The 13114-nt window shown below is 31.8% G+C and carries 16 protein-coding genes and 1 tRNA gene; 2 read left to right on the plus strand and 15 right to left on the minus strand.

Features of this window, described 5'->3' with window-relative positions; all coding sequences use genetic code 11:
• Window positions 1-31 precede the first annotated feature (31 nt).
• The 5 genes from QI155_RS00470 to QI155_RS00490 form a co-directional block, all read right to left on the minus strand.
• On the minus strand, window positions 32-1150 hold the full coding sequence (locus tag QI155_RS00470; protein WP_348650820.1) for a pyridoxal phosphate-dependent aminotransferase family protein: 1119 nt from the start codon (window positions 1148-1150) through the stop codon (window positions 32-34).
• 62 nt (window positions 1151-1212) lie between these two features.
• Window positions 1213-2175: an NAD(P)-dependent oxidoreductase gene (locus QI155_RS00475; RefSeq protein ID WP_068861608.1), complete on the minus strand. Its 963-nt coding sequence runs from the start codon at window positions 2173-2175 to the stop codon at window positions 1213-1215.
• On the minus strand, window positions 2172-3449 hold the full coding sequence (locus QI155_RS00480; protein WP_068861609.1) for a nodulation protein NfeD: 1278 nt from the start codon (window positions 3447-3449) through the stop codon (window positions 2172-2174). The genes QI155_RS00475 and QI155_RS00480 overlap by 4 nt, the downstream gene beginning before the upstream one ends.
• Window positions 3450-3470: 21 nt before the next feature.
• Window positions 3471-4085: a radical SAM protein gene (locus tag QI155_RS00485; RefSeq protein ID WP_068861610.1), complete on the minus strand. Its 615-nt coding sequence runs from the start codon at window positions 4083-4085 to the stop codon at window positions 3471-3473.
• Window positions 4082-4984 carry a metal-dependent hydrolase gene (locus QI155_RS00490; RefSeq protein ID WP_281320885.1) on the minus strand — a complete coding sequence of 301 codons (903 nt, stop codon included), beginning with the start codon at window positions 4982-4984 and terminating at the stop codon, window positions 4082-4084. Before QI155_RS00490 ends, QI155_RS00485 begins: the two co-directional genes overlap by 4 nt.
• A 59-nt stretch (window positions 4985-5043) precedes the next feature.
• Here QI155_RS00490 and QI155_RS00495 point away from each other — a divergent pair.
• Window positions 5044-5125 (plus strand) — tRNA-Leu (locus QI155_RS00495).
• Window positions 5126-5453: 328 nt separating this feature from the next.
• Window positions 5454-5927, plus strand: coding sequence for an NAD(P)H-dependent oxidoreductase (locus QI155_RS00500; RefSeq protein WP_068861612.1), 474 nt, complete (start codon window positions 5454-5456; stop codon window positions 5925-5927).
• On the opposite strand, the gene QI155_RS00505 is transcribed toward QI155_RS00500, so the two are convergent.
• From QI155_RS00505 to QI155_RS00550, 10 genes are all read right to left on the minus strand, one after another.
• Window positions 5928-6947, minus strand: coding sequence for a glycosyltransferase family 9 protein (locus QI155_RS00505; protein WP_083200176.1), 1020 nt, complete (start codon window positions 6945-6947; stop codon window positions 5928-5930).
• Window positions 6928-7752: an O-antigen ligase family protein gene (locus QI155_RS00510; protein ID WP_281320886.1), complete on the minus strand. Its 825-nt coding sequence runs from the start codon at window positions 7750-7752 to the stop codon at window positions 6928-6930. Before QI155_RS00510 ends, QI155_RS00505 begins: the two co-directional genes overlap by 20 nt.
• A gap of 238 nt (window positions 7753-7990) precedes the next feature.
• On the minus strand, window positions 7991-8485 hold the full coding sequence (locus QI155_RS00515; RefSeq protein ID WP_348650821.1) for a glycosyltransferase family 4 protein: 495 nt from the start codon (window positions 8483-8485) through the stop codon (window positions 7991-7993).
• Window positions 8385-8828 (minus strand): glycosyltransferase, encoded by a 444-nt coding sequence (locus QI155_RS00520; RefSeq protein WP_281321136.1) that lies wholly within the window; start codon window positions 8826-8828, stop codon window positions 8385-8387. The genes QI155_RS00515 and QI155_RS00520 overlap by 101 nt, the downstream gene beginning before the upstream one ends.
• Window positions 8829-8837: 9 nt before the next feature.
• Complete coding sequence (locus QI155_RS00525) at window positions 8838-9071, minus strand: hypothetical protein (RefSeq protein WP_281320887.1); 234 nt, start codon at window positions 9069-9071, stop codon at window positions 8838-8840.
• Window positions 9072-9291: 220 nt separating this feature from the next.
• Window positions 9292-9765: a hypothetical protein gene (locus tag QI155_RS00530; protein WP_281320888.1), complete on the minus strand. Its 474-nt coding sequence runs from the start codon at window positions 9763-9765 to the stop codon at window positions 9292-9294.
• A complete protein-coding gene (locus tag QI155_RS00535) occupies window positions 9734-10120 on the minus strand; it encodes a nucleotidyltransferase domain-containing protein (RefSeq protein WP_281320889.1) in 387 nt (128 codons plus the stop codon). The genes QI155_RS00530 and QI155_RS00535 overlap by 32 nt, the downstream gene beginning before the upstream one ends.
• Before the next feature lie 13 nt (window positions 10121-10133).
• A complete protein-coding gene (gene rfaQ, locus QI155_RS00540; protein WP_281320890.1) occupies window positions 10134-11222 on the minus strand; it encodes a putative lipopolysaccharide heptosyltransferase III in 1089 nt (362 codons plus the stop codon).
• Window positions 11201-12307: a glycosyltransferase family 4 protein gene (locus QI155_RS00545; RefSeq protein ID WP_068861519.1), complete on the minus strand. Its 1107-nt coding sequence runs from the start codon at window positions 12305-12307 to the stop codon at window positions 11201-11203. Before QI155_RS00545 ends, rfaQ begins: the two co-directional genes overlap by 22 nt.
• Complete coding sequence (locus QI155_RS00550) at window positions 12307-13086, minus strand: polysaccharide deacetylase family protein (RefSeq protein ID WP_281320891.1); 780 nt, start codon at window positions 13084-13086, stop codon at window positions 12307-12309. Before QI155_RS00550 ends, QI155_RS00545 begins: the two co-directional genes overlap by 1 nt.
• Window positions 13087-13114 lie beyond the last annotated feature (28 nt).

Consider the following 13114-nt stretch of genomic DNA (forward strand, 5'->3'; position numbering starts at 1 on the left):
ATCTTATGTTTAAGTAAGCAAAAAGCCGAAATTAAATTACTCCTAAAGCTTTACCAACCTTTTTAAAGGCTTCAAGAACTTTGTCAAGATGTTCATCTGTATGGGTTGCCATGTAACTTGTTCTTATTAATGCTTTTCCAGGTGGCACAGCTGGTGATACAGCTACATTGGCAAATATTCCCTCTTCCTGAAGCATCATTACAAATTTAAAGGCAAGCTCGTCTTCTCCTACAATCACAGGAATTATTGGTGTCTCTGCAACTCCTATATCAAAGCCTAATTCTTTAAAACCTTTTAACATCTTATTTGTGTTTTTCCAGAGTCTTTCCCTTCTTTCTGGCTCGCTCACAATAATATCAATTGCAGCAGATACTGCAGCAATTGATGCAGGTGGCGGGCTTGCACTGAATATGAAAGCTCTTCCAAAATGTTTAATATAATTTATAACATCTTTATCGCCAGCTATAAATCCTCCAATTGACGCGAGAGATTTACTGTATGTCCCCATTATAAGGTCAACTTCTTTTTCTAATCCAAAATGTTCTGCTGTACCTCGACCTGTTTCACCGAGTACTCCTATTCCATGGGCATCGTCAACCATGAGTCGGGCACCATATTTTTTACAAATTTGATAAACTTCAGGAAGCTTCACAATATCTCCTTCCATACTGAAAACACCGTCTACAACAACAAGTTTTGGCTTTTCTTCACATTCTTTAATAACCCTTTCAAGATCTTCTATATCATTGTGTTTATATCTTTTGACCTCTCCGAAGGACAGTCTACATCCATCAACAATACTTGCGTGATCCATTTTATCAATGATTACAACATCGTCTTTTCCAACTAATGAAGCTATGACACCAAGATTTACCTGAAAGCCTGTACTAAAAACTAATGCAGACTCCTTTCTCATAAACCATGCAAGCTTTTCTTCTAGTTCTACATGAATATCAAGAGTACCATTTAAAAAACGTGACCCTGCACATCCTGTACCGTATTTTTTTATAGCATTGATGGCTGCTTCTTTTACCTTTGGATGGTTTGTAAGTCCAAGATAGTTATTTGATCCTATCATTATCATTTTTCTACCATTCATTATTACTTCTGGTCCCTGTGCAGATTCAATAACTCTGAAATATGGATACATTCCTATTTTTTGTAATTCATAGGCTATTGTAAATTTAAAACATTTCTGGAAGATGTCTTTTTTTAAATCCAGTGATTCATTTTGTACCACTTTGCTGTCCATTCCATCCCTTCCTTTAAGTTAATTTTTGTTTTATAGCCAAGCAAATGCTCAGCTTTTTTAGTGGAACAAACCCAGCATGGCTGGGCAAGCTCTTTAAGTTTATCGCTATTTATTATACTTTTTTTATCAAATTTTTGAAATACTTTGATTAAAAAGCTCCCGATTTCTTGAGGAATTTTAATTTTTAATGGTTTTTTACCGAGTGCCTCTGATATAGCAGATACTATTTGATGTGTACTGTAGGGGATGCTATCGGCAATAAAAAAAATTTCTCCAATAGCTTTATCACTTTGTGAAGCTAAAATAATTCCCTCAATAAGATCATCAACATAAATCATAGAATATAATCCATCAGTAAGATAAAAAACCAATCCAGCTTTAATCATTTTAAAAAATGCAAGAAAATCAATATCTTTAGGTCCATATACAGCAGGTGGTCTGATTATTGTAATGGGTATGTGATTTTTATAATACAATATAGCCTGTTCACCAAGAAGTTTACTTTTTCCATATTCAGAAACAGGAGAGGGTTCGGTGTCTTCGGTAACAGGTATTCCATTTTTACAGGGTCCTGCAGCTGCGAGACTGCTTACATGGATAAATCTTTTTAGTTGCGTACATCTTTCAACCACAATTTCTATAAGATTTTTGGTCCCGATATAGTTTGACTGAAAAAACTCTTCTGGATGGCTTGCTTTGGTTATACCAGATAGATTAAATATATAATCAAATTCCCAATTAATTTTATCAAGAGAATTTTTATCTGAACAGTCTGCCTGAATAATTTTTACATCAAGTCCCTGTAAAAATCTCAGCTTAGCGGGATTCCTTACAATACAGTAAACTTCATAATTTTTCTTTAAAAGAGCTTCAGCAAGATGACTACCTATAAAACCTGTTGCACCTGTAAGAAGGACCTTCAACTGATTCTCCTTACCTTCAGGGTGAGTCCTTTAACATCCTCAACTACAACTTCTTCATCTTTTTTTATTTCTTCATCGGATACTGCCTGCCAGAGTTCTCCATGAACCATTACCATACCCTTGTGGCTGTCAATATCAGTCTTTGCAATTCCTCTTAATCCAATGAGTTCTTCAATGCCTGTAACAGGTTTTCTTTTATGGGCTTTATATGCGAGTCTTAATAAAAATCCAAAAAATAGGGCTGTTATAGCAGTAACAGGAATTATTACTGAAAGGGAAAGTTTAAAAAGAGGATTGGCAGTATCAAAAAGCATAAGAGAGCCTAAGAGAACACATACCACACCTCCAAGAGTGAGAAGTCCGTAGGAGGCAAATTTGAGTTCAAGAATAAACAGAATAATTCCAAGAAGGATAAGTCCTGCTGCTGCATAATTTAATGGTAGAGTTTGTAGACTATAAAAAGCAAGTATGAGAGATATAGCACCTATGACTCCCGGGAATATTGCTCCTGGGTTGCTTAGCTCAAAAATGATTCCATAAATACCAATCATGAGTAATATGTAAGCTATGTTTGGATTACTGAGAAAATTAAGCAGTCTTTCTCTAAAGTTCATCTTTATTTCGTTAACTTTAGCATCCTTTGTATTTATAATTTTTTCTCCTAAAACTGTTTTAACTTTCTTACCATGAATGGCTTTTATTAGTGCATTCAAATCATCGGCAATCAGGTCAATTACACCTTTTTGTAAGGCTTCTTTTTCAGTAGATGAAATGCTTTTTCTTACAGCCTGTTCCGCCCATTCAACATTTCTACCCCTCTGTTCAGCAATTGATTTAATGTAGGCAACAGCATCGTTAGTTATTTTTTCAGCAATTGTTTTATCCATCTTTTCCCCTATAGCAACAGGATGGGCTGCGCCAATATTTGTTCCAGGAGCCATAGCAGCAACATGGGCTGAAAGTGTTATAAAAGCACCAGCACTGGCAGCACGAGCTCCCTTTGGAGATACATACACAACCACCGGTATGTTAGAATTAAGTATTTCCTTGACAATATCTCGCATAGAGGTGTCAAGTCCACCAGGAGTGTCAAGTTGAATAATTAACGCCTCTGCTTTTAATTCATGAGCTTTTTTAATTCCTTTAATAACATATTCTGAATGAGGTGGATTTATAACTCCATCTACTGTGAGAACAATTACTTCTTTTGCCCAGACAGTGCATGAAAAAAACAAGCTGAATAAAATTATTATTAAAAATTTTTTTACATCCATGAAAAATTATACCCTATTTTGTCATTTTATTGAAATGTATTTATGAATTTGAAGATTTAGTCTTACTGATAAGCCATCTTTGATAATCCATTGGGCAAGCTCTGTTGCATTAAGCATTCCAAAGGCTGGAGAAAATAAAATTTCTTTTGTTTTTAATTTATAGATCTTTAAAAATTCTTTTGCCCATTCATAATCAAATTTGTCTGTAAGAACAAACTTAATCTCATCAAACTCTTTAAGATATGTAAGATTATCTAAATAATTTTTGTCACACATACCACTTCCTGGGGTTTTAATGTCCATAATAATTTTTACCTTCCGATTTACTTTCTCAATAGAAACTGAACCATTGGTTTCAAGTAAAACATAGTAGTTTTTAACAAGTTCATCTATTAATGGATAAACATCTTCTTGAAGGAGAGGTTCTCCTCCAGTAATCTCGACAAATTTGAATGGAAGATCATGAATTATCTGTAATATTTCATCTTTAGATAGCTCTGTTCCGTTGTCGTATGCATATTTAGTATCACAATATGTACATCTTAGATTACATCCAGTAAACCTAATGAATACCATCGGTACTCCAACAAGAGAGCTTTCTCCTTGAATACTTGGGAAAATTTCACAGATTTTCATATCTTTAAATTGGCATTTATTATTTTGTAACCTTGAGGGCTTGCTTTAAGCCAAACCTTTGCAGTAAATCTCTCACCTGGTAAAAATCCATAGGAAAGCTCTCGCCAGATAACAATTGTTGTATCACCTTCCTGTTTTACATTTGCAATAGGATGTTTTGAAATGCTGAGCAAAGCTTTTACAGATTCTGATTCCTTTGATTTTAAAATAGTAGGGTCATTTTTTATTTTATATCTTTCATCAACATAAACTTTCTTTGAAAGGAGGTCAACAAAACCCGTTATATACTCATCAGAGAATTTTGCCACGAACCACCATCTTAAAAAGTCATTTGGCAGAGGATATACTCTGTACTGTTGGGCTTCAATCTTTTGTTTGAGAAAGTCTCTTGCCTCTGTTTTACAATATACTTTAACGCCTATATAAAAAATAATAAAGACAATAGATAAAACGTACAGGAATCTTACTTGTTTTTTAAATTTTAATGAAAACAAAACTGCTAAAAGAAGGGGAATCAAAACATAGGGGTCTATTATGAATGTAATAGACAAAGCATAGGAGGTGGAATCAAAGGGTGATAAGATTTTTGTTCCATATTGATTGGTAAGATCAAAGAAAATATGAACTCCATAGGCTATGAAAGCTATTGAATAAGTTTTCAAAAAGCCGATTTTTCTCCTGAACATTATAGCAGGGATAAGAGGTAACAAAAATAAAGCCAAAACTCCATGAGTTATACCTCTATGATAGGTCAAAAAAAGTTCTTTACTATGAATTCTTAATATATAATCAATATCAGGCAAAAGCGAAAAAATTAAAGCAGTTATTAGTATTGTTTTATTTTTAGAAATTGTTTTGCCTAATACAAAACCTGTTAAACTGTGCGTAACAGGGTCCATTAAAAATTATAACATTAATGGTTGAAATTACATAATATTTCTTGCTATTATTATATTTAGCCGAAGTGGTGGAACTGGTAGACACGCACGTTTGAGGGGCGTGTGGGGAAACCCGTGCGGGTTCGAGTCCCGCCTTCGGCATTTTAATCTATTATTACAATTGTCATTTTCTTTCAATAAACTGCTAACTAACTTGTCACCCTGAACCAAACGTAAGTGAGGTAATCCTTGAAATTGCCGATAGAAAGTCATGTTTTGGACTATTTTGTCATCCCTTCGCTGACCCTTCGCTTAAGCTCAGGGCTTCGGCTCAGAACAGCGCTTCGGGGCGTTTAGTTTCTCAGAATGACGGGATGGGCTCAAGACATCTCTTTCCTATCGGCAATTTCAGGTAATCCTGCCTACTTAATTTTGTTTGTTGTGATTATGTTAAAATTAATAGTTTAAAAATTATTTTGGAGGTGTACCTATGAAAAAGGTATTAGTTGCCTATTATTCAAGGTCAGGTAATACAGAGAAAATGGCAAAGATGATAGCAGATGAACTCTCCCAAAAAAATATCTCTGTAGATTTGAAGAGAGTTGAAGAAATAGAAATTGATAGCCTTCCAAATTACGATGGTTACATAATTGGTTCTCCAAATTACTTTGGCACAATGGCAGCAGAGGTAAAAAAATTCATAGATGAAAGTGTAAAGTATTACAGGAAAATAGAAGGCAAACTGGTTGCTGCCTTTACCTCAACAGGTATGATAGGAGGTGGTGGTGAAACGGTTTGCCTTGATATTCTTAAAGCATTTTTAATTCATGGTTGCCTATGCCTTGGTTTTACAAGGCTTGGCCATTACGGACCTGTATCTATCGGCAAACCTGATGAGAGAGTATCAAAGGAGATAAAAGAAATGGTAAACAAATACGCCGAAATTTTGAATATTTTAAGATAGTCAGTTGTGATGAATTAAGTTTTCATTTTTGAAAAGATATTCTATCTTTTTTAATATTTCTTGAGAAGAAATACTCCTAAGGCATTCAATCGTTGAGCATTCTCTAATTTTGCATCTTCTTATATTTTTAAAAAATATACCAAAGTAATCGTTACTATTTTTGCATTCTAATTCTCTATTAGGAGAAATCTTTATTAAATTTTCTGAAGGATTAGTGATTTTAGGGTCTTCAGGTCCATATATAACCATAGTTTTTGTACCTGTGGCACGAGCTATATGTAATGCTCCAGTATCACAACCTACCACTAAGTCAGCAATTTTAAAAATTGCTACTAACTCTTCTAATGTTGTTCTCCCTCTTAAGTCTATGTGTGAGAAAATATCAGGATTGTCTTTTTTTTGTCCAGTTAAAATAATATATAATTTGTTTTTGAAATATTCCATTATTGCCTTAGATAATTCATTGAAGTAAGGCCATTTTCTTGAAAGAGAAAAAGTATCTGCATGAATGACAATTTTTTTTAATTCTTTTGGGAGCATGCTCTCAATTTTTCTTATATTTTCATTTAACGGATAAAGCTTGGGGACAATTTTATCGTCTTTAATTCTTATATTTAGTGGAGTTAAAAGATTCAAAAATAATCTTTCCATACTCTTAAATTGTTCATCACAAACAACAATATCAGTAAGTTGATTGTTAAATTTTTCTGACATATTAAATCCTATTCTTTTTTTAACTTTGAGATAGGAAAAAAACTTTAATCTGTAAAGTTTGCTTTCGGCAGCAAAGATAACGCAATCGTATTTTCTAAAATCTTTTATAAACTTTAAAAGGGAAAATTTATTTTTATAAACATATACTTTATCAACGTAAGGAATGCATCTAAAAATTCCAACTATATTTTCCTTGACAAGGTATGAAATTTCAACATCATGGATTTGTAATTTCAGATTTTCTGCTAAGGGAAGACTCATTATTACATCACCAAGTCTTAGTAAGTTAACTATTAGTATTTTCATGTTCTTTTAATAATATAAAAACAGATATAATAAAAACAATTGCTGGTTCATGTTTTAATGTAGTCTCAAAAATACCATTTGTAAGCAAAAATAAAAGCATAGAAACAGCGAATTTATTTTCTAAGAATTGTTTCAGGAAATAGTAAATAAAAGTTAAAAAACTTAATAATCCGATAATTCCTGCTCTCGACAAAAATGCTATAAATAAGTTATCTGGATCTTCATAACAAATTTTACTACTTCCACCAAAGATTGGATTAATAAGAAAGCAGTTTAGATTTTTCTCCCAGTTTTTAAATCGTTCCATGGTGCTAAAAGTGTCAAGTATTCGTGAAGATAATTCATTATAGAAAGTCCCACCAATTAAAATTATCAAGGAAAGGATAAAAAATGAGATAAGGAAAAACCATCTTTTACTTGGGTTAATAAGAATTAAATATAAAATACCAGCAAAAATACCTACATAGGCACCTCTTGAACCATTTAAAATTAGAGCTATCAAAAGAAGCATAATTATTATTAGATAAAAGCTAAACCATCCCTTATGTTTATGTACTAAATCCCGAGACTTCAAATAAATAATGAATAAAATAAATAGTGTGTATATGCCTAAGTAAGTACCTGTTGCATTTGGAGCTCCTACTGATTTAATTTCTAATCGAGGATTGCCCCATGAAATTTTCCATACAAATATCCCCCATATCAAACCAAGAACAAGGCTAAATAGGAAAAATTTTTTAATCATAGCTACCTGATTATTAGATTTAAAGTCATTTATTAATATTAGATAGAGAGAAGAAAACATAAAGATACTCCAAAACCATTTAAAAGCTAATTGAGGTTCATTGGAGAAATATAAAGGAAGAGTATTCCCTAGAAGAAGAATTAGAAGTCCTGTGGAGAATTTATCAATATATATCTTTTGTTTATTTAGGATTTTATCAATAACGAATAAAAGAATTAATAATACAAAGGTAATTTGTTTTAAAGTTTCAGAAAGAGGGAGAGACAAAAGGAATATAGCAATAATATAATTTTCAAGATTATTTATGGAATATTTTTTGATAGACATTCTCTATTTTTTCAAGCATTTTATCAAAAGAATAATTATCTTTGACGAGTCTTTGTGCATTTTCTCCTAAGAACGAACGAAGTTGGTTATCTTTATAAAGACTAATTACAGCCTCGGCAATTTGCTCTTTATTTTTAGGTTCTATTAAAAGCCCGGAAAATTTATCAATCAATATCTCTTTGATGCTGCCTGTATCAGTGGCAATAACTGTTTTCTTCATAGCCATTGCTTGAATAACAGCCTGTGGAACTCCTTCATTAGCATAAGAAGGATGAACAATCACATCCAAAGAGGCTAATATTTCTGGGATGTCTTCTCTATAGCCCGTCATGATAACCCATTTTTCTATATTTAATTGTTTGATGTTATTCTTTATATTTTCTCTCTGGGGACCGTCTCCTACTATATAAAACTTTATATTTGAAATATGATTTAATATTAGAGGAACAGCTTCTAATAAATATATGACCCTTCCAGCTTCTTAGAACTCCTATTGTACCAACTTTAAATTCTTTACTTTTGAATATTGGATTGACTTTTTCAGGATTAAATCTTTTTAAATCCACTCCTGTAGGTATGGAAAAAATTTTGTTGTGATTGAATTTGTTGTGATTTATCATATTTTTTCTAATTTCCTCGCCAGTGGTTATAATAGCATCAGGTAAAGTATCATAAATCAATCTATTCAAAAAGTTATTTTTTATAGGCGTTGATAAATGCCTTGTTCTAATGATTTTAGGTTTGTTATAGGCTAATTTGGCTGCAATTGTAGAAACCCAACTATCTTTTGAACTATGAGTATTAACTATATTGACATTTTATTTTTCTATTAAGGATTTAATCTTCCAAAATGAAGAGGGGTTATATTTTAAAAAGGACACAGGAAAAGTTTTAAAACCCTCTTGAATGGCTTTCTTTAGAATTACACTATTTTTTTCAGCCGCAATTAAAATTCTATAACCTCTATCCCTTAATCCTAATGCTTCTTGTATGATCTGAATTTCCTGTCCACCCCAACCTAATGACGATTCTGTATGTAAAATTGTTTTCATTAATCCTGCAATTTAATCTCAAGATTCAAACAGAACCGAAGAAATTATTTCTATTAATTCTTCAGATTATATATCAAAAAGGTATTTACTTATTTTATTTACTTTGCGACTATCCTGTCTACAGGACGACATTCCTTAAAAATAAGCTCTTCGAAAGAGAATTGTTTTCTCATAATTGACAAAAAAAGCAACTATCCTTTTAACCTATTTTTCAATGTTTTTAACAGGATAATTTATCAAGAAATGCTAAAAATTTATTTATTTCCCTTTTATATAACTTTAAAAGCCTTAATACTCTATCAGCAATAATCTTAAATTTTTCTTTGTCAATATCAATATCATAGGCATGTCTAAAAAAATGCCTGAAAGCCCTTAATTCATTCAGACATTTAAAACTTTCCTGGGAAAGAACAGCAGGTCTAATATCTTTGATTTCAAGTGTCATTCTTTCCAGTAGTGACTTATGCCAGTAATCTTCTTCAATGTTATTTTCAAATGTTCTTGCAATGTTTTTAAATATATGTTCAAATCCTGTATATATTTGATTTACATAAAATGCTGATTCAACTAACTTTGAATATTCTTGAGAATCTTGATATTCATTATATGAATTTACAAATCTTTTAAAAAGCCGACTAATTTTTTTTAAATCTCTATTTATTTCACTTTTTAATATTGCTATCTTTTCTACCATATATCAGTATACCTCTGGATTTAACCTTATCAATAAAAGGAAGATCATTCAAAACTCTGATGTCTACTTCTCTTTTAAAATATCTATTTATTTCTGAATAGAGTTTTAATAAAGACTCAAATCCAATATCTGGTTCAATAGCAAGGTCTATATCTGAGTTCCTATTAAAGCTCAAATCCGAAATAGAACCATAAAGATGAACTTTATCTATGCGGTATTTTCCCCATATTTGACTTAGATTTCTAAGTTTAACAATAATTTCTTTCTGCTCTTTTTGTTTTAATGCTCGAATATTTTCTTCTTTTTTCAATAAATAAGCTCTGATTTTGTCTATATTTAAAGTTTTTTTCAACATTAAACTTATTATATCATATATTGACGGGTGAAAGGACCGAAGAAATTATTTCTACTACTTCTTCAGGTTTTATGTCAAAAAGGCATTTACTTATTTTACTTCCTTTGCAACCATCTTGTCCACAGGGAATGCATTCCCAGTTTCTTTGAATTACTATGTTTTTGCCAAATCTCTGAATACCACTTCTTTCCGAATAAGGAATCTCAGATGAATCACTATCCCAAGGGCCCCAATGAAATGCTCCGCTTGGACCAAAGAGGGCAAAAACAGGTTTTCCAAGTGCAGATGCAATGTGCATTGGTGCAGTGTCTACACCAAAAAAAAGGTCTGATATTGAAGAAACTGCAATAAGTTGCCTTAAGGTGAGTCTACCAGAGAGATTAATTAGTTGTTCTGAAGGTTTTAAAAAAGACAGTATAGAGTCAATTTTTTTCATTTCTTTTTCCGTTGGAGCGGAAGTTAGAACCACTATGAAGCCTTTCTCTATAAACCATTTAATGACCTCTGCTATGTATTCATCCTTCCAGCATTTAAAAAGCCATCGGGAAGTAGGATGAATGTGAACAATTTGTTTATGAGGAATCAATTTTTTTGCCCATTCTTTTTCTTCTTCTAAAACATTAAGCAAAACTTTTCTGCTTTTAACTTTAATCCCTGCTTTTTCTAAAATTTCAAGATTTTGTAATACTGTATGTTTTTTACCATCTATTTCAAATAAATGGGTGTAAAAATATTTTTTACCAGCAAAACCCTTAGATTTGACCCCAATTCTTACTTTCGCTCCTGAAAACACTGAGATGAGCGCAGCTCTGTCTCCTCCAGTAAGGTCAATAGTTGTATCAAATTCTTTTTTTCGTATTTGTTTTAAAAAGTTTAATTCTTCTGTATATTTTTTAAATACTCCATAATTTTTCAATCTTCTGTCAAATGTTATGATTTCATCAATGAAGGGATTTTTCTCAAGAACTGCCTCTGTCCCTTTATTAACAAGAACAGCAACAAAGCTTTCTTTAAAATTTTCCTTTAAAGCAGTAAAAACTGGTGTTGTTAAAAGCACATCTCCAATATGACGAAGTTTTATTACGAGGATTTTTTTAAACATTTTATGACCTCGAGAATCTTTTTTGCCTGTTCTTCAATTGGAAATTTCTCCGCCTTTCTTCTTGCAAAAAAACTCATACTTGTTAAGTTTTTTAATGCAAGATTTATTTTATTGGCGAGTTCCTGCGGATTTAATAAATCCTTTAAAACATATCCTTCAGAACCATCCTCTATTAATTCAGCCACACCGTTGTTTTTCGTTGTAATTACAGGTATGCCTGATGCCATTGCTTCCAAAGTGGCATTACTGAAAGGGTCATAAAGTGTTGGAAGAACAAATAAATCAGAAATAGCATAAAATTTTTCAATTTCTCTCTGAGGTCCCAAAAATAAAATCTTCCTATAAATTCCTGATTTTTTTGCCATATTGAGATATTCTTTCGGATTTCCTTTGCCTATTATTAAAAGTTTTACATTTTCATTTACATATGGCAAAGCTTTAATCAAGGTTTCAAGCCCCTTTCTTTTAAATCCAGAGCCTAAGAAAAGCAGAATTTTTTCGCCTTCTGAAAGTTTCATATCTTTTTTGAATTGGGCGAATTTTTTCCTATTTTCTGAAGAAAATCTGCTAAGGTCAACTCCATTGTAAACTACTATGATTTTTTCTGGAGAAATTTTGTAATTCTCGATTATTTCATTTTTAACCATCTCTGAATTTGCGATTATGAGAGGAGTTTTCTCAAAAATCTCCTTTTCAAGCCTTAGATAATATATATGAAGAGGATTTATTTTAAAGGAGATTTTCTTGTAAAAGGGCTCTGTCTGTTTTCTTATCTCAAGCCATTTTCGATGACAGCCTTCTCCTGCTCTGTAAATATGCTGAGAATTTGTTCTTTCAAAGCTTACTACACAGTCGTACTCCTTTAAGTTTATTTTTAAATTACGGTTAAAACTCCAGGCTTTAAGGAATGAACCGAAAGGTAGAATTTTTACTTTGTGAAAATTTATCCTTTTATCCTTAAGCCACTTATTTGAGAAAATATGGATTTCGTGATTTTCTTTTTTTAAAAAATCAATAAGACTGGCGAGATACTTCTCAGCACCGCCATGATAGGAAAAATTTCTCTTTATGAATGCAATTTTCATTAAAACCTTATTTTTGAATATATTTTGCTAAGAAGGGAAGAGCTATATATAATCAATTTCTTTTTTAACCATCCGGAGCCTTTGTCTTTTACTGCTATCCTTTTAATTCTGAAAGGATCATTTATATTAACTCCTCTTTGAGTTGTATATAAAGCCTTAAAACCAATTTTTTTAACTATTTGAATAGTTTCCTCTGTATAGACACCCTTTGGCCAGGAAAAATGGAGAGATTCTTTATGAAGATTTCTTTTTATTAATTCTTTACAAGTTCTTAGGTCTTTTTCTATTAAATAGTTTTGATTTATGAAATCTGGAATTTTGTGGCTATGACCGTGACTTTGAATGTCAAAAACTCCTTCTTCTTGCATTTCTTTTAGTTCATTCCATGTGCACATTACTTCATGTTTTCTCTCTGAAAAAGCAATTCTCCAGATTTCTCTATGAGGAACTGGCTTGAAAGTATCTCTTTTTACTTCAAAATCTGCTATAAAATCTGTTGCCACGAAAAGCACTGCATTCATTTTATATTTCCTTAAAATTGGATAGGCATAAAGAAAATTATCAACAAAACCATCATCAAAGGTAAGGAGAACACATTTTTTTCTGTTTTGATAAGGATTTGTTATAAGATATAAAAACTCATCTGCTGTAAGAGTTTTCCATCCCTTTGTTTTTAGTCCTCTTAGTTGTTCCTCAAATATTTGTGGTGTAACATTTAAATCACTCTCACAGGGCATTACATGATGATACATTAAAACAGGAATACTGTTGAAAATCATTATCCGATAAAAAATCTTTAAAATTTAT

The sequence above is a fragment of the Thermodesulfovibrio sp. 1176 genome (assembly GCF_029946585.1).
Lineage (GTDB): Bacteria > Nitrospirota > Thermodesulfovibrionia > Thermodesulfovibrionales > Thermodesulfovibrionaceae > Thermodesulfovibrio.